21 protein-coding genes are annotated in these 21118 nt (G+C 63.9%); 7 read left to right on the plus strand and 14 right to left on the minus strand.

What is annotated here, in order from left to right; translation table 11 throughout:
• Positions 1 to 37 precede the first annotated feature (37 nt).
• Genes ATN38_RS24795 through ATN38_RS24805 form a run of 3 tightly spaced genes read left to right on the plus strand, consistent with a single transcriptional unit; the run spans position 38 to position 2929 of the window.
• A complete protein-coding gene (locus ATN38_RS24795; RefSeq protein ID WP_054187621.1) occupies positions 38 to 826 on the plus strand; it encodes an alpha/beta hydrolase in 789 nt (262 codons plus the stop codon).
• Positions 827 to 836: 10 nt separating this feature from the next.
• Positions 837 to 1133 carry an MGMT family protein gene (locus ATN38_RS24800; protein ID WP_003942322.1) on the plus strand — a complete coding sequence of 99 codons (297 nt, stop codon included), beginning with the start codon at positions 837 to 839 and terminating at the stop codon, positions 1131 to 1133.
• Between the two features lie 50 nt (positions 1134 to 1183).
• A complete protein-coding gene (locus ATN38_RS24805) occupies positions 1184 to 2929 on the plus strand; it encodes an NTP transferase domain-containing protein (protein WP_218748873.1) in 1746 nt (581 codons plus the stop codon).
• A 5-nt stretch (positions 2930 to 2934) separates the two neighbouring features.
• On the opposite strand, the gene ATN38_RS24810 is transcribed toward ATN38_RS24805, so the two are convergent.
• Complete coding sequence (locus ATN38_RS24810) at positions 2935 to 3279, minus strand: hypothetical protein (protein WP_003942308.1); 345 nt, start codon at positions 3277 to 3279, stop codon at positions 2935 to 2937.
• Complete coding sequence (locus ATN38_RS24815) at positions 3276 to 3854, minus strand: hypothetical protein (RefSeq protein ID WP_042922177.1); 579 nt, start codon at positions 3852 to 3854, stop codon at positions 3276 to 3278. Before ATN38_RS24815 ends, ATN38_RS24810 begins: the two co-directional genes overlap by 4 nt.
• Positions 3855 to 3943: 89 nt before the next feature.
• Here ATN38_RS24815 and ATN38_RS24820 point away from each other — a divergent pair, with 89 nt between their 5' ends.
• The gene (locus ATN38_RS24820; protein ID WP_003942311.1) at positions 3944 to 4711 is read left to right on the plus strand and encodes a hypothetical protein; all 768 of its coding nucleotides are present in this window, start codon (positions 3944 to 3946) and stop codon (positions 4709 to 4711) included.
• A 51-nt stretch (positions 4712 to 4762) separates the two neighbouring features.
• Here ATN38_RS24820 and ATN38_RS24825 read toward each other — a convergent pair whose 3' ends face one another.
• From ATN38_RS24825 to ATN38_RS24855, 7 genes are all read right to left on the minus strand, one after another.
• Positions 4763 to 5410, minus strand: coding sequence for a maleylpyruvate isomerase family mycothiol-dependent enzyme (locus ATN38_RS24825; RefSeq protein WP_192712541.1), 648 nt, complete (start codon positions 5408 to 5410; stop codon positions 4763 to 4765).
• A complete protein-coding gene (locus tag ATN38_RS24830) occupies positions 5355 to 6104 on the minus strand; it encodes a sirohydrochlorin chelatase (protein ID WP_042922176.1) in 750 nt (249 codons plus the stop codon). The genes ATN38_RS24825 and ATN38_RS24830 overlap by 56 nt, the downstream gene beginning before the upstream one ends.
• Positions 6091 to 7251, minus strand: a complete 1161-nt coding sequence (locus ATN38_RS24835; protein ID WP_003942336.1) for a uroporphyrinogen-III synthase — start codon at positions 7249 to 7251, stop codon at positions 6091 to 6093. Before ATN38_RS24835 ends, ATN38_RS24830 begins: the two co-directional genes overlap by 14 nt.
• Positions 7248 to 7661 carry a nitrite reductase small subunit NirD gene (nirD, locus tag ATN38_RS24840; protein ID WP_218748875.1) on the minus strand — a complete coding sequence of 138 codons (414 nt, stop codon included), beginning with the start codon at positions 7659 to 7661 and terminating at the stop codon, positions 7248 to 7250. Before nirD ends, ATN38_RS24835 begins: the two co-directional genes overlap by 4 nt.
• 90 nt (positions 7662 to 7751) lie before the next feature.
• A complete protein-coding gene (gene nirB / locus ATN38_RS24845) occupies positions 7752 to 10253 on the minus strand; it encodes a nitrite reductase large subunit NirB (RefSeq protein ID WP_064444281.1) in 2502 nt (833 codons plus the stop codon).
• 49 nt (positions 10254 to 10302) lie between these two features.
• Positions 10303 to 11703 (minus strand): nitrate/nitrite transporter, encoded by a 1401-nt coding sequence (locus tag ATN38_RS24850; protein ID WP_085989607.1) that lies wholly within the window; start codon positions 11701 to 11703, stop codon positions 10303 to 10305.
• 113 nt (positions 11704 to 11816) lie between these two features.
• Positions 11817 to 13079, minus strand: a complete 1263-nt coding sequence (locus ATN38_RS24855) for an MFS transporter (protein WP_064444280.1) — start codon at positions 13077 to 13079, stop codon at positions 11817 to 11819.
• A gap of 93 nt (positions 13080 to 13172) precedes the next feature.
• On the opposite strand from ATN38_RS24855, the gene ATN38_RS24860 reads away from it, so the two are divergent.
• Positions 13173 to 13853 carry a FadR/GntR family transcriptional regulator gene (locus ATN38_RS24860; protein WP_003942319.1) on the plus strand — a complete coding sequence of 227 codons (681 nt, stop codon included), beginning with the start codon at positions 13173 to 13175 and terminating at the stop codon, positions 13851 to 13853.
• Here ATN38_RS24860 and ATN38_RS24865 read toward each other — a convergent pair.
• Genes ATN38_RS24865 through ATN38_RS24875 form a run of 3 tightly spaced genes read right to left on the minus strand, consistent with a single transcriptional unit; the run spans position 13850 to position 17031 of the window.
• Complete coding sequence (locus tag ATN38_RS24865; RefSeq protein ID WP_064444279.1) at positions 13850 to 14704, minus strand: TIGR02569 family protein; 855 nt, start codon at positions 14702 to 14704, stop codon at positions 13850 to 13852. The two genes, ATN38_RS24860 and ATN38_RS24865, sit on opposite strands and share 4 nt — an antisense overlap.
• Before the next feature lie 45 nt (positions 14705 to 14749).
• The gene (gene moeZ / locus ATN38_RS24870; RefSeq protein ID WP_214927300.1) at positions 14750 to 15937 is read right to left on the minus strand and encodes an adenylyltransferase/sulfurtransferase MoeZ; all 1188 of its coding nucleotides are present in this window, start codon (positions 15935 to 15937) and stop codon (positions 14750 to 14752) included.
• A gap of 47 nt (positions 15938 to 15984) precedes the next feature.
• On the minus strand, positions 15985 to 17031 hold the full coding sequence (locus tag ATN38_RS24875) for a DUF3152 domain-containing protein (RefSeq protein ID WP_007731223.1): 1047 nt from the start codon (positions 17029 to 17031) through the stop codon (positions 15985 to 15987).
• A gap of 328 nt (positions 17032 to 17359) precedes the next feature.
• Between ATN38_RS24875 and ATN38_RS24880 the strand changes: the two genes are divergently transcribed.
• The gene (locus tag ATN38_RS24880) at positions 17360 to 18031 is read left to right on the plus strand and encodes a TetR/AcrR family transcriptional regulator (RefSeq protein WP_003942309.1); all 672 of its coding nucleotides are present in this window, start codon (positions 17360 to 17362) and stop codon (positions 18029 to 18031) included.
• A gap of 69 nt (positions 18032 to 18100) precedes the next feature.
• Here the strand turns inward: ATN38_RS24880 and ATN38_RS24885 are convergent, their stop codons facing one another.
• Entirely contained in the window at positions 18101 to 18331 is a 231-nt protein-coding gene (locus ATN38_RS24885; RefSeq protein WP_003942312.1) for a DUF3107 domain-containing protein, read from the minus strand.
• A 107-nt stretch (positions 18332 to 18438) separates the two neighbouring features.
• Positions 18439 to 19134, minus strand: a complete 696-nt coding sequence (locus ATN38_RS24890) for a ferritin-like fold-containing protein (RefSeq protein ID WP_029255047.1) — start codon at positions 19132 to 19134, stop codon at positions 18439 to 18441.
• 377 nt (positions 19135 to 19511) lie between these two features.
• On the opposite strand from ATN38_RS24890, the gene ATN38_RS24895 reads away from it, so the two are divergent.
• Positions 19512 to 21116 carry a DEAD/DEAH box helicase gene (locus ATN38_RS24895; RefSeq protein WP_039973209.1) on the plus strand — a complete coding sequence of 535 codons (1605 nt, stop codon included), beginning with the start codon at positions 19512 to 19514 and terminating at the stop codon, positions 21114 to 21116.
• Positions 21117 to 21118 lie beyond the last annotated feature (2 nt).

A 21118-nucleotide genomic window follows, 5' to 3' on the forward strand; every position in this document is an offset into this window, starting at 1 on the left:
GAGCGCACCGACAACTCACACATCGCCTGCTTCCGGCATGATTGACCTCGTGTCTGCACTCCATACGTATCTCTACGGACCCGTCGGGGCACCGGAGATCCTTTCGCTGCACGGTCTGACCGGTCACGGCCGACGTTGGCAGTCGATGGCCGAGAACCAACTGCCCGAAGCGCGCTGGATCTCGCCGGATCTACGCGGTCACGGGCGTTCCACCTGGGCTCCTCCGTGGAACATCGAATCCCACGTGGCGAGCCTGCTGGAGACGCTCGACGAACATGCCACCGGACCGGTGGTGATCGTCGCGCATTCTTTCGGCGGAATGCTGGCGCTGCACCTCGCGGCCACCGCACCGGAACGCATTCGTGGGCTCGTCCTGCTCGACCCGGCGATCGGGTTGGATCCGACTTTCATGCAGGAAGTGGCCGAACTCACAATCGGCTCACCGGATTACACCGATGCGGCAGAGGCCTACTCCGAGAAGATTCACGGCTCGTGGGGTGAGGTTCCCACCCAGGACCTCGACGTCGAGATGGCTGAACACCTGATCGAACTGGACAACGGACGCGTCAACTGGCGCCTGTCCACGCCCGCGATCGTGACCGGGTGGGGCGAACTCGCTCGCCCGATCGTGCTGCCTCCGTCGTCGATGCCCACCGTGCTGGTTCAGGCGATGAAGGTCCAACCGCCGTACGTCACCGACGAGTTCCGGGCAGCGCTCACCGAGCACCTCGGTGAAAATCTGACCGGTGTCGAATTCGACTGTGACCACATGGTCCCGCACGTGCGGGCCGACGAAGTCGCCGCCCTCGTTCGCAGCATGCTCTGAAGGAACCGACATGGCAGCCACCACCGAAGAGCAGATCGAAGAGGTACGGCGCCTCATCGCGTCGATTCCGGCCGGTTTCGTGGCGACGTACGGCGATATCGCTGATGCTGCAGGACTTTCCAGTGCTCGCACGGTCGGTTGGATCATGCGAACGGACTCTGCCGACCTGCCGTGGCATCGGGTTCTCGGCGCCTCCGGCAAACCGTCGGCGCACCTGGCTCATCGTCAGATCGCCAAGCTCGAACTCGAAGGCGTGCCGATCAAGGACGGTCGGATCGACCTGAAGAAAGCTCGGTATCACTTCTGATTCACGTGTCACCGGTCGTCGTGACGCGGGCGATGGGGCAGCATGGAGGTATGACCGTCACGCCGCCGACCGCCGCCCTCATTCTGGCGGGTGGTCGCGGGACCCGAATGGGTGGTGTCGACAAACCCGGCCTGCTCGTTCACGGCCGCAGGCTCCTCGACATCGCGCTTTCAGCGACGGCGCATCTGGACGCCGTCGTCGTGGTCGGTCCACATCGCCCTGAACTTGATCCTGGCATCACTCAAACTCAGGAAACTCCGGCCGGAGCCGGCCCTGTCGAGGCGATCTGGGCCGGATTGTCTGCGACCCGGTTACCCGACGACGCCGTGGTGGTGGTCCTGGCGTCCGATCTGCCGCACATCGAGGCCGTATCAGTCGACGCTTTGATAGCTGCCACGTCGACGGACAGTCCGGTGACGTGTGCCGTGGACGAGAACAACCGAACCCAATTCCTGCTCTCCGCGTGGACATTTCGCGAGCTCCGGCAACGCCTGTCCACATTGCGGGAGAGTTCGGGGTTGGAGAATCAACCTATGAAAGCGATTGTCACCGAACCGTTCTCGACGCTGCGTGTCACTGGCACCACTGACTGCGACACACCGGCGGACATCGACCGCGCGCGAAACCATCCGCGCCTGACGATCGAGCAAGCCCGCGCCGCCGTCAGGAACTCACTGACAGCATTGTCACCACACCGGGCCGCCCTCGCCGACAGTCTCGGAGCAACGCTCGCGCAGCCTCTCGTCGCCCTGGGTGATCTTCCTCGATCCGATGTCTCGGCGATGGACGGGTACGCCGTCTCCGGCGAGGGTCCCTGGCGAATCCGCACCGAGATCCGTATCGCGGGCGCCGACGGGCAACTCGAACTCGGTGAAGGCGAAGCGATTCGCATTGCCACGGGAGCACACCTGCCCCTCGGCGCCACCTCGGTGATTCGTGACGAGTATCTGTCCGTCGACGAGCCATCTCGGATGGTACGGAGACTGCCGGATGCGCCGCACCGCAACGACGCTCGACCACGAGGGGAAGATTGGACCACCGGATTCACGATCGCCCCGACTGGTACCGCGGTGACTCCGGCGGTGGTCTCCGCAGCTGCCAGCGGTGAAGTGTTCGACGCCCTCGTCCGTGGTCCGGTACGGGCACGCGTGACAGTCACCGGCGACGAGATCCGGCGGACCGGTCCACTACGTGAAGGTCAGACCCGCGACTCCGTCGGTGGGATTCTCCCCTACCTACTGGAAAGCAACGGCGTACGGTGCGTGGCGAATTCGCACCTGAGGGACACGGCCGACAGTTTCGAGCGTGTACTGGCGGATGCGACTGAACAGGACCTGCTTGTTGTCATTGGTGCCACGGGCGGCGGCGCTGCCGACGAAATGCGCAGTGCGCTCGATCGACTCGGCGCTCGCACGATTGTCGGGCGAGTCGCCTCGCGCCCGGGCGGATCTCAGATAACGGCTGTCCTGCCCAGTGGTCGGGTGGTTCTCGGCCTCCCCGGCAACCCGTACGCCGCAGTGACCACCCTGTTGACGATGCTGCCCACCGTCGTGGCCGCCTTGACGGGAAGCGACACACCACCGCCACTGCTCGGCATCATCGAGAACGCCGCTGCGGTGACTTCCGATGCGGTACGCCTACTGCCGGTCACACAATCCGCCGACGGTCGCTGGCGCGCCGAACCGTCTGTACGTACCGCACACCTGGCGGGGTTGATCGGGCGCTCCGCGTTTGCACTCGTTCCGCCACACGCGGAAGACGATGCCGTCGCCGAAGTGGTTGTCCTCCCACGCTGATCGGGTCAGTCGTTTGGGCGCCTACGCCGGTTGACCCCGACCACGCCGACCACTGTCGCAAGCACCAGCGAATACACGCCCCACAGCACCAAGAACGGCAGCAGCCACCCGGCATCAACGGTCTGACCGCGCGGTCCGACGCAATACAGCGTGAAATTGGTGGACGTACCGTCGCCGTCGGAAAAGGTATCCGAGACGACCATCGCGCTCGATGTGGGAGCTTCACAGAAAATCGGCGCCAAATGAGCGACCTGTCCTGGCCAGATCACCGAAGACAGTAGTGCAGCAAAGATTCCCACGACCACGATCACCACTACGGAGATCAGCAACGGAGCGATACGGCGGCTCACAGCGGGTGCACCAGGAAGGGAGTTCCGTCAGGCTCGAAGACCACCAGCGCCCGCGAGCGTGGAGATTCCACCATCACGGATGCGCGAATCGCCTCGGTGCGACTGACCGAGATCCCGGTGACTTCGCCGTCGTCGACACCGCTGTTCTCCAGCGCGTCGTCGACCAACTTCTCGAGGTTCGTCAATGCCGGCACTTGATCCAGCGTGAACGATCGTGCATCGAGATCGTCGGTGACACTGACTTGCACGGGGCTCGGCTCGCCGAGAATGACTCCGTCGAAAGAGAATCTGTCGAGCTGGGTCGGCTTCCCGGGGTCTCGAACGGTGACTCCGAGCGTCTCGATCGGGCTGATGTCGATGCTGGTCACCGATACCGCGTCGACGCCGTATCTATGTGCGAGGCTGTCGAACCCGCCTCGCACCAACTCCGACGTCATCCCACCGCCACGTTCGCGCATCTGATTGTCGAAATCCATCCGATCAACGGCACCGATACATCCGCTCAGACTCGTGGCCGCCAAAGCGATGGCTACCGTCCACAGCGCCGACCGCACCTGCGAGGACGCGAATTTCATGAGCGGAGCGTACCGCGAGTGTCCGGTTCCATCCCGGTGGACTGCGCGTCGGACGAATTCCTGTCGGCGACTCGTGGGATCATCGCGCCATGAATCGTGTCGACGAAGGATTCGAACCGCCGGACGCATTGGTCGAGTGGTGCCGCTCCCGCACCTTTCCACTGCACGTCCTCGACGACGAAGCCACCGTCGACCTGGATTGGTGGAACGCACACCTGAAGGACGCCGGCCACACCATCAGCCTGCGCGGGCGTGATCTCGACGGCAAAGTGATCACCGAAGGTCGAGCCATCGTTCAACGCAACGACCTTCGCCCGTCGAGCGATCTCGTTGTCGCCCAGCACGACGGCCTCGGACTACTGTTTCTCTGCGCGGCCTGGCAGGGCTCGCACGAGAGCCGACGTTTCACACGGCGGTTCCCCAACGTCTTCAATCCCCATCACCGCGAGGACGAGGATCCGCTGACCCAGATCACAGCCATTCTCGATCACTGCTCGAAAAACAAGTCGATGCCCGTCGTGCGGCGCGACACCTGGTCCGGGTGGCCACTCACCCCCGGTGTCGGGGTATCGCTGATGGCCGCTTTCATGTGGGCAGTGGGCGTACAGGACGAAGGCCGACGCGCTCAGATGATCGACCAGTACGGAGTCTCGACGCTCATCCACGAGGGCTGGCTCGAGGATCCTTCCGTCACCGGCTTCACGACGCGTCGCTACCGCCGGTACTGCGAACTTCTCGACAGCTGGGCCTATGCCGCCGGCACCCAACCCGAGATCGTCGAGATGTGGTTGGTGAAAAGGTGGAGTGCGCGGTTGGCCCAAGCACGCAACGACGTGAGCGCCCCCACCCTGTTCTAACTCTCAGAACGGCTGCATCTCAGAACGGCTGCATCTCAGAACGGCTGCATCTCAGAACGGCCAGGCAGGGAGAGTCGGCAGCCCCACCCTCGTCGGCCTCCCAACCAACCAGGCCAAGGTCTCCGCGTCGGACAGTGACGGCACTCGTACACCCGGGACCGCCGTCTCGAGTGCGCCCAACTGACTGGCGAGAGTGAATTCCACGAACTCGGCAGGCCAGTCGTGGCAGGTGTAACCGATGTCGAGGTCCATCAGGTGAATCTCGATCTCGTTCCAGCGCAGGATCGGTAGATCGAATGCCGTCACAGGTTTGCGCCACGGCACCGGTGTGTCCAGTCGATCTGTCGGGATCTCGCACAACGCATCGACCAGCCTCGTTCCCGAGAAGCGGTAGTCGAGGGCCAACAATTCAGCCGGGCGATCTGCGCCCTCTTCGATTGCAGCATTGCGCGCATCCGGCCCCCCTGGATACATCTCCCCCGATTCGCCGCCCTGCACGCCGGCAACAAATCTGCCCAGCGCGTCGGCGTTGCGCGACATGTGCGTCACGACGTGTCCCCGACTCCACCCGAGGAGCCCGGAGGGCTCCCGCGCCTGCTCTTCGGTCAGTGCACCGATGAGAGCCTGTGCCTTGACGTCGGATTCACGAACTGCTGCGACCAGGTCGGCATACGTCGGCGTTACGGAGTGAGACGTCATGCAGCGATACTAGTTCCCTTCGCGCACTCTCATACCGATTCACGACAAGGTCCACCACTCCCGGATCGACGCCGAGCGGTTCGGTCACACCATCGGCTCCTGCAGCGTGCAACCTTTCGTGGAACAGCCCGTGCGCGAGGAGGTACGAGGCGACAAAAACTCGCTTCGCGCCGCGAACGCGTGCTGCTGCAACAACATCGGCTACCTTCGGCTCCCCGGTCGCGATGTACCCGATGTCGACACGAGTCCCCGCCGCTTCGGCAAGCATCAGCGCAGCACGCTCGACGTCTCGCAGCGCCCGCGCATCGGACGACCCGGCGGCAGCAAGCACTGTCGCGTCACCCGGATTCCACCCCGCTTCGGTCAAGCGCCGAAGCAACACGCGTGCAAGCGCCGGATCGGGTCCGAGTGCGGGCGTCACACTCACAGCCGAGTGCTCACTGATCGCCACTTCGCGTCGAACATCGGTGTGAACGTGGTAGCCGGACGCCAGGAACGCCGGTACGAGAATCGCTCGCCCCGGAGTGTCCCGGAGGACTTCCGAAGGTGACGGACCGAGCACATCGACAAAGGCAACGCGCGTGCGTCCGACGCGCGTGCCGACGGCTTCGGCCAGTGCGGCAACCATTTCCACGCCACGTGCACTACGCGTGCCATGAGCTACCAGGACGAGGACATCGTCATCGCGTTGCATAGTCACCTGGATTCTGTACGTAGTCGCCGGGGTCGAGGGCAAGTCGATAGCCCCGCTTGACCACCGTCTGAACGGCTTTGGGCGCGCCGAGGCACGCGCGCAATCGGGCGACGGCGGTCTCGACGGCATGGGTGTCGCCGCCGCCGCCGGGAAGAGAAGCCAGCAGTTCGTCGCGGGAGACGACTCGACCGGGACTCGCACCGAGAGTGCGGATCAACGACATCGCAGCCGGCGGCAATTGCTTCACTTCACCGTCCACGACTACGCAACCGCCGCGAATGCTGATTTCGTGTTCGCCGGCTTGAATCTTGTTGGCTCGCTGCGGGAGTTCGTCGACGATGTGTCTCGCGAGCGCGCCCAGACGTGCCCGGGCCGGGGCTGTGGTCGGTACATTCAAGGCTTCGAGCGGCGCCGAGGTGACCGGGCCGACGCACATTGCCGCCACCGGACCCCGCATCGCGTCGAGAATGTCTCCGAGATCCCCGGTCTTGTCGGCTCGCATCAACATCGAGGCTACGGCCGGTGCACTGGTGAAACTGACGGCGTCGATTCCGGCTGACGCGATGGCGTCGATCATCCGGTCGAGCAGCGTCGGATCCTCCGGCGGTTCCCATCGATAGACGGGCACCGCGATGACCTCGGCGCCGGCCTCGCGCAACACCTGACAGAAGTCGGGAATCGGCTCCCACTCGGTGGTCGCACCATGCAGTTGAACGGCGATCCGCTTTCCCGAGACACCTTCTGCCAGAAGATGTTCGAGCACCTCGGCGGAAGACTCGGATGCCGGTGACCATTCCTCACGAAGGTCGGCCGCGCGGATTGCTCCCTTGGCCTTCGGTCCGCGCGCGAGCAGACGAGCCGAGCCCAACGCGGATCCGAGATTTTCCGCCTCACCCCACCCGTCGGCTGCTTCCAGCCAACCCCGGAATCCGATCCCGGTGGTGGCGACAACCACCTCGGGAGGATCCGAGATGATCTGCTGTGTCACCCTTTCGAGCTCACGGTCGTCGGCCAACGGAATGATTCGAATCGCCGGAGCGTGAACGACATCCGCTCCCCGACGAGTCAGCAAGGTCGCGAACTCCTCGGCGCGGCGCGAAGCAGTGATACCTACCGTGAATCCAGCCAACGGCATGTCGTCACTCACGAGACTGCATCGGCGACAGTCGAGCGAACACCCTGCATCTGCAAGCTGTGTACCTGAACGACTCCAGCCCACACGCGAACGCCGTACACCGGCAGCGCAACCGACGAGTCGTCCAGCGCCCGGCCGTCGACCAGCGAGAACGCCTGCTTGAGCAGTGGCGAGACCACGATCGGCTCACCGCCCCGGTCGCCGACGAGTCCGCGAGACATCACCGCGGCGCGGCCGTACGGATCGAAGTTGCTGACAGCCCGGAGTGTGCCGTCCTCTAGCAGGAACAGCGCCACCTGCTCGCCGCCGCGAAGAAGCACGGCAACTCCGCGTCCAGGGATCAGATGGCTCAGCGGGCAGGCCGACGTCCATTCGAGTCGATCCGAATCCAGCTTGGCGATCTGCGCATCGATGACACTCATCGAAGTCCTCCTGTCGATCCGGCGACAACGTCGCGCGGGTTCTTGTCTACGTTTCTACGGATCCCGTGTTTCCCACGGGTTACGCGACTATTACCGGCGCGTGGGGATGCTCGGCATGCCCATCAGGACCGGAACCTTGCGCACTCCGGTCTCGTCGAACACAACCGTCGGGTCGGCTTCTTCCGGTGCGTTGACGAACGAGACGAACCTCGACAATTTCTCCGGATCACCCAGCACACCGGCCCATTCGTCCTGGTAACCCTCGACGTGCTTGGCCATCAGTGCCTCGAGTTCCTCGCCGATACCCAGGCTGTCTTCACAAATCACGGCCTTGAGGTGATCGAGTCCGCCTTCGAGTGATTCGACCCACGGCGCCGTGCGCTGGAGGCGATCGGCAGTACGGATGTAGAACATGAGGTAGCGGTCGATGTACTTGACCAAGGTCGCGTCGTCGAGGCCTCCGGCAAGCAACTGAGCGTGTTTGGGCGACTGTCCGCCGTTACCGCCCACATACAGATTCCAACCGTTCTCCGTCGCGATGACGCCGACGTCCTTGCCTCGCGCTTCGGCACATTCACGGGCGCAACCCGAGACGCCGAACTTGATCTTGTGCGGCGAACGCAGACCGCGGTAGCGATTCTCGAGGTCGACGGCCATACCCACCGAATCCTGGACACCGTAGCGGCACCAACTCGAACCGACGCAACTCTTGACCGTCCGGAGGGACTTGCCGTACGCCTGACCCGATTCCATCCCGGCGTCGACGAGGCGCTTCCAGATCGCGGGCAACTGTTCGACGCGGGCACCGAACAAGTCGATGCGCTGACCGCCAGTCACCTTCGTGTACAAGCCGAAGTCTCGCGCGACTTCTCCGATGACGATGAGTTGCTCACCCGTGACCTCGCCGCCCGGCATCCGAGGTACCACGGAGTACGTACCGTTCTTCTGGATGTTTGCGAGGAAGTGATCGTTGGTGTCCTGCAACGACGCCTGCTGGCGGTGCAGGATGTGATCGGAGTCCGTCGATGCCAGAATCGAAGCGACTACGGGCTTGCAGATGTCGCAACCGGCGCCCTTGCCGTACTTGGCGATCAGCGCCGAGAAGGTTCTGGTCTGCGTCGACTGGACGATCTGGAACAACTCGGCCCGCGACTGCGCGAAATGTTCGCACAGTGCCTTCGACATCACGACGCCGGAATCGGCCAGCAGCTGCTTCACGGTGGGAAGGCAACCGCCACAGGTGGTTCCGGCGCTGGTGCACGCCTTCACCGAAGCGATGTCGCATGCGCCGGCTGCGATTGCACCGCAGATGGCTCCCTTCGTCACGGCGTTGCACGAGCACACCTCGGCGTCGTCGGGCAGCGAGCCTGCACCCGGCTTCTCCCCCGCAGGCGAGATCAATGTCGCCGGGTCACCGGGTAGTTCGCGACCGACCAGCGGGCGCAGCGACGCGTAGGCCGATGCGTCACCGACAAGAATGCCGCCGAGCAGGATCTTCGCGTCGTCGGAGACCACGAGCTTTGCGTACGTCCCCTTGGACGCGTCGCTGAGGACGACTTCGAGGGCGCCCGGTGAGGTCGCCATCGCGTCACCGAAACTGGCGACGTCGACGCCCATGAGCTTGAGCTTGGTGGACATGTCCGCGCCCGGGAAATCCGCGGCGCCGCCGAGCAGACGATCGGCCACGATCTCGGCCGTCGTGTAACCGGGAGCGACCAGACCGTAGCAACGGCCTTCCACCGCAGCACATTCGCCGACGGCATAGATGTTCTCGTCCGACGTCACGCAGCCGAGGTCGGTCAGAATGCCACCGCGCTCCCCCACTGCGATCCCGGCGTCGCGGGCCAGCTGATCACGCGGACGTACTCCGGCGGAGAAGACGAGCAGCGCGGCGTCGATGGTGGAGCCGTCGGAGAGTTCGACCACGATTCCGTTGTCGGCCTGCGAAATTCCCGCCGTCCCGACACCGGTGTGGACAGTGAGCCCGAGTTCGGTGACGAGGCGAGCGAGCAGTGCGCCGCCACCCTCGTCGACCTGCATCGGCATCAATCGCGCATTGTGCTCGACGACGTGTGCCGTCATCCCCATGAGCGAGAGAGCATTTGCGGCCTCGAGTCCGAGAAGACCGCCGCCCACCACGACGCCGACAGCGCCAGGGCCAGCCTCCTCGGCGGCGGCCCGGATACCGTCGAGGTCGTCGAGGGTGCGGTAGACAAAACATCCGTCGCCGTCGTGCCCCGGCACGGGAGGCACGAACGGATACGAACCGGTCGCCATCACCAGAGCGTCGTAGGAGATCGTCTCGCCGGTTGTCGTCGTGACCGTGCGTGCATCTTTGTCGATCGAGAGCGCGCCTTCCCCCACTCGGAGATCGACCAGGCCGTCACCGACGTAATCGTTGCCGGCCAGTGCCAATTCCTTGGGGTCCCACGCTCCGACGTACGAGGACAGCCCGACTCGGTCGTACGCTGCGTACTGCTCGTCGCAGAGTACGGTCACCGACCAGTTGTTCGCTTCGTCGCGCGAACGCAGTGCCTCGACGAATCGGTGTCCGACCATTCCGTGTCCGATGACAACAACCGACTTGCTCATGACGCCTACTTCCTGAGGTACGAGATAGTTCTGAGATTCTGCGGACCGCTCACGCCGTGACTGCGACCTTCGCCTCGTCGACGTCTGTGGTCAGCGTCGACGGCTTGCGCAGGAAGACGAACCAGGTGACTGCGATGCAGGCGATGTAGAAGGCCAGGAACACCCAGAAGGCCATGGTCGCCGACTTCGCGGGGCTGCTGTACGACGCGCGCAGCACCAGGTTGATGCCGACGCCGCCCAAACCGCCTACCGCACCGGCAAATCCGATGAGAGCACCGGAGATACTGCGCGACCACGTTGCCTTCTCGCTTCGATCCATGTGATCGAAGCTCTGAGCCTTCGCCTCGAAGATCGCCGGGATCATCTTGTAGACGGATCCGTTTCCGATGCCCGAGAGCAGGAACAGGGCGATGAAGCCGAGAACGAAAGTCACCATGATCCCGGCGCTGGCGACGCCGGCGGTGTTGTCGTCCATCGTTCCGGCCGTCACGAGTATCGATGCCGCGAATGCCATGGCGACAAACGTCCACATGGTGATCTTGCCGCCGCCGATGCGGTCGGCCAGTTTGCCACCGAGCGGCCGGGCGATCGAACCGAGGAGAGGGCCGATGAAGGCGATCTGTGCTGCATGCAGCGCCGCCGCGGCCGGAGTGGCACCGCCGGCGAGGAAGTTGATCTGCAGAACCTGACCGAAGGCGAAGCTGAATCCGATGAAGGAACCGAACGTACCGATGTACAGGAAGCTGATCACCCACGACTCGGAGAACTTGAGTGCCTTGGCCATGGAGCGCAGGTCCGACTTCTGGTTGCCCAGGTTGTCCATGAACAGCGCGGCACCGACGGCGGCGGCCGCAATGAACACGAGATAGACGGCGCAGACGATCCACGGAGCGCGGTTACCGACGGTGGCGATCACCAGCAGACCGATCAGCTGGATCATCGGCACACCGATGTTGCCGCCGCCGGCATTGAGACCGAGCGCCCACCCCTTGAGGCGTTGCGGGTAGAAGGCATTGATGTTGGTCATCGACGACGCGAAGTTGCCGCCGCCGATACCTGCAGTGGCCGCTACCAACATGAACGTGGTGTACGACGCACCCGGGTTCATCATCAGGTAGAGCGTGAGAAGTGTTGGCACGAAGAGGAACAGCGCACTCATGACGGTCCAGTTACGACCGCCGAACCGTGCGGTGGCAACCGTGTAGGGAATACGGAGGACCGACCCGACAAGTGTGGGCACTGCGACGAGGAAGAACTTTCCGGCCGCGTCGATGCCGTAGATATCCGTCGGCATGAACAACACCATCACGGACCAGATCGACCAGATCGAGAAGCCGACGTGTTCGGCTACCACTGACCAGATCAGGTTCCGCTTCGCGATGTCCTTGCCGCCGGATTCCCAGGCGTCGACGTCCTCTGCATCCCAATGCTCGATGTAATGACTCACCAGGGCCTCCTGAATATGTTGGAGACCCAAAGGTAGAAAACGGTTATTGCGCCGGTGCTGCGTGCGATGACCGCGAAGTCAATTGATCCTCACCCGGTAACAAGACCGGGTGTGAGCTAGTTTTTCGCAGGTGCGTGCCAGGAATCCTCGAGCATCCGAGGCTTGCATGCCTGGTAGGCGCCCAGGAGCACCACGATCACCGCGACGACGAGCAGGCCGAACGGCGCAGCGTATCCACCGGACACGTCGTGAAAAACGCCGAACAGGAGCGGACCGAGGCAGGCAACGGAGTAGCCGATGCCCTGGGTGAAGCCGGACAGTGCCGAGGAACCGATGTGTGAACGAGTACGCAGGTTGATCAGTGTGAGCGACATCGGAAACGTGCTCGGACCGAGGCCCAGGACGACAACCCACACGACCGGCGCCGCCATCGGGGCAAAGTACAGCCCGCCCATGCCGACCAGGTAGCAGACGGCACACGCGATCACGACAGGGAAGGGATTGGCCATGCGGGCGCACAGCGTCGGTGCACCGAAAGCTGCGACGAGCCCGATCACCGAGAACATTCCGACCATCGTTCCGCCGAAGGCGTCACTGGCTCCGGCGTCACGAAGGATCGAGGGAATCCACGTGAACATCGAATACGTGATCAGTGAGGTCATGCCGAACATGCCGGCCATCCCCCAGGCCACGGGAGAACGCCAGACCTGACCGCGTGGCTGTTCTGCCACTGCCGCAACCGAATCCGATGAATTCTCGACGGACCCGGCTTCGTTCGCGCGAGCCTTGCGCGAGCGAGCGAGGGTGATCAACCACGGCACTGCTGCGGCGAAGCCGAAGGCGGACCACCAGCCGATCGAGAACCGCCACCCGAAGGCGTCGGCAACGGGGACTGCGACGAACGCCGGAACGATGGTGCCGATCTGCACGGCCACGATGTAGACCGAACTCATGGTGGCGAGGCGATCCGAGAAGTACCGCTTGACCAACGGCGGGATCACGACATTGCCGATTCCCATGCCTGCCAGTGCCAGAGCCGAGAGGGCCAGCAACGACCATGTCTGAGACATCATGGCGCGCAACAGCATTCCGACGCCGGCCATGAGCATCGCGACGAGGGCCGTCCGCTCGAGCCCGATACGTTTCGCGATGGCGGGAGTGACGAGACCGAAGATGGCGAACATGGCGGTCGGAACCATGCCGAAGACACCGACGATCGAGGCGGAGAAGCCGATCTCGTCGCGAATCTCGGCCGCCAAGGGCGAGAACGAGGTCACCGCAAGTCGAAGTACGAGCGCAGACATCGCAATCGCTGCGAAGACGAGCACACGGCCTTGTACCAACGAGCGGGTTTCGGTTCTCTCCAGTTGAGCAGTCACCGGGAAATCATAGGATGACCGGACGAACTCGCACAAGCGCGGTAATCTAACGTCACATTCACACCACTTACCCGGACCCGAGGAAACAACCACGTGCAACCCGTTCGACGCGCAAGTCTCATCTCGCAGGTCACCGAACAACTCCGCAACGAGATCCGGAGCGGAACCTGGCCGATCGGTTCCAAAATCCCCACCGAACCGGAACTGTCGGAGCTGACCGGGACCGGTCGCAATACCGTGCGCGAGGCAGTCCAGGCGCTCGTACACGCCGGAATGCTGGAACGTCGTCAGGGATCGGGCACCTACGTCGTTGCTGTCTCCGACCTCGGTGGCACTCTCGGCAACTACTTTGCCGGTGCCCACCAGCGGGATGTACTCGAACTTCGGCGCGCACTCGACATCACTGCAGCCACCCTCGCCGCCGCACGGCGAACCGAAGACGACATCGCCGAACTGACGCGGCTACTCGAGCTTCGCACCGCGTCATGGGAGGGTCAGGACGTCGACGCTGCCACCACCGCGGACGTCGCCCTGCACCGAGCAATCGTCGCGGCCAGCCACAACGAGGTCTACCTGGAGTTCTACGACTCCCTGCTCCCGGTCATCGAGACCACGATCCAACAGCACATCGATGCAACCGGCGAAGGATTCCACTCGCAGCACGCGAACCTCGTCAACGCTGTCGTCGACGGGAACACCGTGGCCGCCTCGAACGCCGCACGCGAGCTGTTCGAGGGCCTGGTCTCGGACTTCGGTACCGGCGCCCCGATCTAGAGCAGCAAGCGCACGATGTCGGACGTACGGGCCAACCCCGGGAACGCGTCCGCCGTCGAGCGAGGATGCAGAACATGAACCGCCAAGCGGAACATCACCGCACGTAGAAGCATCTGCGGCCACTCGGGGAGATCTTCCCACCGGCCGACCAGTGCCTCGTCGGCACCGCCCCACGAGATCGCGTCGACCACAGCGACGGCGGCGGCCCACGCAGCCGGCCGCCAATACGGCGTGATGTCGGTGATTCCGGGCGCCATACTGCCCGAGAACAGCACTGTCCCGAACAGATCGCCGTGCACGAGCTGGTCCGGGCTCCGCACCGGCTTACGCAAAGTAGCGAGCCCGGCGATCAGTTCCAGACTCTTGCGACCGTCAGGAGTGGGCGTCTCGAGTTGCTCGACGCCCTTCGCGATCCTCAGCGGAACCGTTTCCCAGGCCGCGCGATCAGCGGCGACGAATACGTCGACCTCGGCCCACGGCGGCACGGGCGGTTGCGCAAGGAAGCGCGGGCGCTCGAGCGAGGCCGTCGCCGCATGCAGTCGGCAGGACATCGAGACCACTTCGTCGTGACGTGGTTCCGGCGATCCGACGATGAAGGTGTCGGCACGCCAGCCCGAGACGACGTAACGACCGTCGGTCGAACGCACCGGTCGAGCCAGCCGAACGCCGTCGACTTCGAGGTTCTCTCGCACCTTCGCCGACCACGCTGCGCGGGCATGATCCGCGACTGCTGAAAGGACGACGTCTCCACACAGCCACCCGCCGTCCCAATCCGCACCGAGTGGGATGGGATCGACTTCACGGAGGCCGAAGGTGGAGCACACGTGCTGGGGAGGTTGGCCTGTGCTCACACCCCAACGCTACCGGTGCGCGGCGCCGCCTCCCGCGAGGCGCGCCTAGTAGACCGGCAGACTCGCATCCACCTGGTTCGCCCAGGCGATCGCGCCGCCTTGAACGTGGACCGCGTCGGAGAAACCGGCGTTCTTGAGAAATGCCAATGCCTCGGCGGAACGAATGCCGGTTTTGCAGTACAGCACTATCTGCTTGTTCTGCGGCAACGTCGCCAGAGCTTCACCGGACAGGATGCGGTCCTTCGGGATCAGCACGGCCCCCGGCAGATGCATGATGTCCCATTCAACCGGTTCTCGTACGTCGACCAGCTCGATCGACCGTCCCTCGCCGATCATGGCCTCCAGTTCGGGCGCCGTGATCGTCGAACCGACAGCAGCGGCACTCGCCTCTTCGGACACGACACCGCAGAACGCGTCGTAGTCGATCAAGGCGGTGACCGGCACGCGGGTCGGATCACGCTGAAGGCGGATCGTCCGGAACGTCATCGCAAGTGCGTCGTAGATCATCAGGCGTCCGAGAAGCGGTTCGCCGATCCCCGTGATGAGCTTGACCGCCTCGGTCGCCATGATCGAACCGACGGTCGCGGGCAGGACTCCGAGCACACCACCCTCGGCGCACGAGGGGACCATGCCTGGCGGCGGCGCCTCCGGGTAAAGATCGCGATAGTTCAGTCCCGCGCCGTCCGGGGCGTCTTCCCAGAAGACCGAGACCTGCCCTTCGAAGCGGTAGATCGAGCCCCACACGTACGGCTTTCCCGCGATGACGGCAGCATCGTTGACGAGGTACCGCGTCGCGAAGTTGTCCGTACCGTCCAGGACCAGGTCGTACTCGGAGAACAGTTCGACCGCGTTGGAGTTGTCCAGGCGGAACTCGTGCAACCGGACGTCGACGTGCTCGTTGATTTCGAGAATCGACTCCTTCGCGCTGAGCGCCTTCGGGCGTCCGACGTCGGAGCGTCCGTGAATCACCTGACGCTGCAGGTTCGACATGTCGACCTCGTCGAACTCGACGATCCCGATGGTGCCCACTCCTGCGGCCGCGAGGTAGAGCAGTGCCGGTGAACCCAATCCACCGGCGCCGATGAACAGGACTCGTGCATTCTTGAGCCGCTTCTGACCGGTCATGCCTACGTTCGGGATGATCAGGTGCCGGCTGTATCGGGCAACTTCCTCCCGGCTCAACTCGGCTGCCGGCTCCACCAGTGGTGGCAATACGACGGGTGTTGCAGACACCGCGAAACACTCCTAGTTCAAGACGAGATCAGGGATTCTCGATCCGGTCACGCTCGGGGGTACGGCCACGGATTGAAGCGGCACGTGAGTCCGTTCATCGGAACGACGCCCTCGGGATCAAGCCTAGCGATGTCGTTGTTCGCGGTTCCGAAGGTCTGCTGCATCATGATCGGTGCGAGTCCGCCTTCGGTCTCGCACGGCTGATGAGCGGCGTATCCGATGGCATGGCCGACCTCGTGATTGATCTGATACTGCCGATACGAGCCGATGTCGCCCTGGAACGAAATGGCGCCTCGCACCCATCGCGGTTCGTTGAGCAGGACTCGGTCCATGCTCGGGTTGTAGCAGGATCCTTCGAGTTCGATTTCGTATCCACAGCCTTCGCGGATCGTCATCTGTGAGGTCAAGGAGATCCGGAAGTCCGGCTCGCCGGCGTCGACGCGCCGGAACGCGACCTTGGGATCGTTGGTCCAACTCTTCGGATTGGCCAGTGTCTGGTCGACCATGCGTCCGTACGATTCGTCTCCGCCGAAGCCGGTCGTGTCGACGCCGTCCTCGATCTCGACCGTGTACGTGAACTCGCGTTCGGTTCCCTGTCCGACCTTGCCCGTCGTACCTGGTACGACGTGCCACGTTCCACCCCCCGCGACGGTGAACGGACCACCGTCGGGAAGGGCACCGGACGGTATCGACGAGGCAAAAGTTCCGTCTCCGGCCGGTGGGGCACCGATGACATCGGTTCCGTCGGTGCTGTGCGCGAGGTCGGCGGTGGCCGACGTCTTGCTCGCGGAGTCTGTGGCGTCCGGCCGCACCGCATCGACGATCACAAGAATGGTGAGCACCACGAGAACCGGAATCGCGTAGGCCCGCCAACCGTAGGTCGAGACGAAGCGCCCGAGCTTGCTCTGCTTTCGCGCTGCCCGGTCCGGTCGCGGATTACGCGGGGTTCGGCCCACTTCTCGTTTGGTCGGATCCCATTGGGCGCGCAAAGGCTGATGGGAGGAAATGCCGCGATAGTCGCGTTCGCCGTAGGCACGATCATCCGGCACCTCCGGCCGACGTTCGTCGCGAGGCGCTCCAGTTCCGCTACGCATTCGACGTTCCTCACGTTCAGGGTTCTGCGTAGTTCGTCCACGCATGCGCGGTCCCCCTGGGTCAGTCACGTCGTCCAGAATCTCACACACGGCAAGTCGCTCGCCCGGGCTGACCGAAACTTGCTGGTCCTGGCGTGTCATGGCAGCCCGTCCTGTAACGAGACAGACCGCTGGTCTCGCTCACCGAGGCACGCGCGACTCGCCCGGGCGACACACGGTATCGTTCATTCGGCTACGACCGGTGTGACGGAGGATACTGGCGGGTACGCACACGCGACTCGCGGATCCGCGCGCCGACCGAATTACTTTTGCTCAGATTGGAAGCGACATGACAGAACTCGCGGATCGGACTGACTCCGATCGCGGTACAACGGCTGGCAAGCCTGCCGGAACACGTCGCAGCACCCGCCTCCCGCGCGATGCGCGCCGCCTCCAGCTCCTCGCAGCTGCAAGTGAGGTATTCGTTGCGAACGGGTACCACTCGGCCGGCATGGACGAGATCGCCGAATGTGCCGGTGTCAGCAAGCCAGTTCTGTACCAACATTTCCCAGGCAAACTCGAACTGTACGTCGCAGTCCTGCAGAGTTACGTCGACAGCCTCATCTCGGGTGTACGCCAGGCCCTGCGATCGACGACGGACAACAAACAGCGTGTCCGCGCCGCGGTCCAGGCGTTCTTCGACTTCGTCGACAACGACTCCCAGGGCTTCCGCCTGGTGTTCGAGTCCGACATCATGGGCGAACCTCAGGTCCAGACACGCGTCGAACAAGCCACCGAAGCCTGCGTCGACGCCGTGTTCGACCTGGTGAGTCAGGATTCCGGACTCGATCCGTACCGCGCGCGCATCCTTGCGGTCGGTCTTGTCGGTGCCAGCCAGTTCACTGCGCGGTACTGGCTCGAAGCCGCGCGGCCGATCCCGAAGGAAGAAGCCGTGGAAATCACCGTGACCCTCGCGTGGGGCGGTCTCTCACACGTGCCGCTGCAAGCCGAAACGAAGTAACCGGAACCCGAACGAGAATGGGCGGGCAGTCTCACGACTGCCCGCCCATTCTGCTGTTACAGCTACGCGTCAGACGGTAGGCGCGAATCCGACCTTGCGGATATCGGACGGACCGATCTCCACGTACGCCACACGAGAAGCCTGCACCAGGAACTTGCGGCCCTTGTCGTCGACGAGAGCCAGAACCGGCTCGCGGCCACCGAGGACAGCCGCGACCAGTGTCTCGACCTCGTCAGGGGTCTGTTCGCTGTTGACGATGAGCTCACGCGGGCTGTCGATTACACCGATCTTGACCTCCACGGTCAACCTCCGAACTGTTCGTGAATTACATCCGTTGTCGACGCAAGGCTAATGCAGCAACGACCGCCCACGCTCCTCTGCACGCTGTGCCCAGAGCGAACAGGCACCTAGACGAGTCCGAGAATCGCCATCCGCTCGGCATGCTTTGCCTGCATGCCGTCGAACAACGCGACAACTCCGTTGAGGTCGCCGGAGGCGGAGATCACCAGATCGGTGAGATCTTCACGCTGCGCCAGCACGAACTGTGCCTGCGTGATTGCTTCGCCCAGAAGACGGCGTCCCCACAGCATCAACCGGTCCTTGGCGCGAGTACTGGCCTCCACTGCTGCCTTCACCTCGAGCACCACGAACTCCGAGTGGCCCGTCTGGGACAGCACGTCCTCGACGATTTCCGCGACATCCGCCGGGAGGGAGTGCCCGATCTCGCGATAGAAGTCGGCAGCGATTCCGTCGCCGACGTACGCCTTCACGAGCGATTCCAGCCACGTCGACGGTGTCGTCGACGCGTGGTAGTTGTCGAGAGCTCGAACGAACGGGTCCATGACGGCGAAGATCTCGTGGCCACGTTCCGTCAACGCCGTTTCCAGAGTCTCGAAGTGGTCCATCTCGGCGGCGGCCATGCTGGCGAACGCCACCTTGCCTCGCAGGTCCGGTGCCATTTGTGCGTCCTCCGCCAAGCGGTAGAACGCCGAAATCTCGCCATACGCGAGAACGGCAAACAAATCGATCACGCCAGGGTGATCGGAAGCGACTCGGCCTCCGGTTCCAGCGTCCGTCGAAGCATCAAGATCGTGTGCGCCCATGACTACGAACTGTAGTGCTTCGACGGCCGACGCGACCGGCAAGGACCGCATGTCCGATTCGGTGATCTTCGACATGTCATCGCGAGGGACGGACAACGTGCAGCTACAATGGTCTTGGGAGTTCGCCAGTTCCCCCGGGCCAATTGGTTAGCCGGGACGGCTGTATTCACACGAACCCCACCGATAATGTGCGCGCACCTGCATCGACGGTTGTCGCCCGCTTCGCCGAGATCTCCGGACGGTTCGAATTCGTCCGAGTGGAATTCAGTGCTGAGGCGTAGGCATGACCGAAGAAAAAGAGGGCATCGACATCGGCCGACTTACGGCCTGGCCCCTTACCTTGTGCGTGCGTACCGCCACGAGGAAAGGCTAGTCCCCTGAGCAAGATCACTGTCGACCACGAAGACGAAGCAACCGAGAACACCGTTTCCGTCCAGCTCGACGACACCCATGTACCCCCGAGCTTCGCCGAACTCGGTGTCCGCGACGAAATCGTCCGCGCACTGAACGAGATCGGCATCGAGCGCACCTTCGCCATCCAGGAACTCACCCTTCCGTTGGCTCTCGCCGGTGACGACCTCATCGGTCAGGCCCGCACCGGAATGGGCAAGACCTTCGGTTTCGGCGTCCCGCTCCTGCATCGCATCGTCACCGCCGAGAACGGCACAGCTGTTCTCGACGGCACGCCCCGCGCTCTGATCATCGTTCCCACCCGCGAGCTGTGCATCCAGGTTGCCCGCGACCTCGAGAACGCCAGCAAGTACCTCCGGGTCGGCGACCGCGGTCTCCAGGTTCTGCCCATCTACGGCGGCCGTCCGTACGAGGCGCAGATCTCGGCACTCCAGAAGGGCGTCGACGTTGTCGTCGGCACCCCGGGTCGCCTGCTCGACCTCGCCAACCAGTCGCACCTGATCCTGGGCAAGGTGGGCGTTCTCGTCCTCGACGAGGCCGACGAAATGCTCGACCTGGGATTCCTCCCCGACATCGAACGCCTCATGGGCATGGTCCCCGACAAGCGTCAGACGATGCTCTTCTCCGCGACGATGCCCGGCCCGATCATCACCCTGGCTCGCACCTTCCTGACGCAGCCGACGCACATCCGCGCCGAAGAGGCCGAATCCTCCGCGGTGCACGATCGCACCAGCCAGCACATCTACCGTGCACACGCGCTCGACAAGGCCGAGATGGTCGCCCGTGTTCTGCAGGCCGAAGGCCGCGGCGCGACGATGATCTTCACCCGCACCAAGCGCACAGCCCAGAAAGTCGCCGACGATCTCGCCGAGCGCGGCTTCTCCGTCGGTGCCGTCCACGGTGACCTCGGCCAGATCGCCCGTGAAAAGGCGCTGAAGGGCTTCCGTAACGGCAAGGTCGACGTTCTGGTCGCCACCGACGTCGCTGCCCGCGGTATCGACATCGACGACGTCACCCACGTCATCAACTACCAGTGCCCCGAGGACGAGAAGACCTACGTCCACCGCATCGGTCGTACCGGCCGCGCCGGACGCACCGGCATCGCCGTCACGCTGGTCGACTGGGACGACATCCCTCGCTGGCAGCTCATCGACAAGGCACTGAGCCTCGGAATCCCCGACCCGGTCGAGACCTACTCCAGCTCGCCGCACCTCTACGAAGAGTTGTCCATTCCGGCCGATGCCAAGGGCACTGTTCGCAAGGCCAAGGCCGCCCCTGAGAAGGCAGCAACGGACAAAGCAGCAACGGACAAAGCAGACGCGCCGAAGTCGACCGACTCGGACGGCAACGAAGAGAAGGCCGCTCCCCGCCGCAACCGGACCCGTCGCCGCACCCGCGCCGGCGCTTCGACCGACGCCGCGACGTCCACCACCGCCGGCGCCACCACAGCTCCCCCTTCGGCACCCGCGGCAACCGCTGCCGACAACTCGGACGAAGACGGAGCGGCCAAGCCGCGTCGCCGTCGGCGTCGTCGCCCCGCGGCTTCCGCGACGGCAGGCGCCGCAGAGTAAGC

It is taken from the genome of Rhodococcus sp. FH8 (assembly GCF_019266085.1).
Taxonomy (GTDB): Bacteria; Actinomycetota; Actinomycetes; order Mycobacteriales; family Mycobacteriaceae; genus Rhodococcus_F; species Rhodococcus_F qingshengii.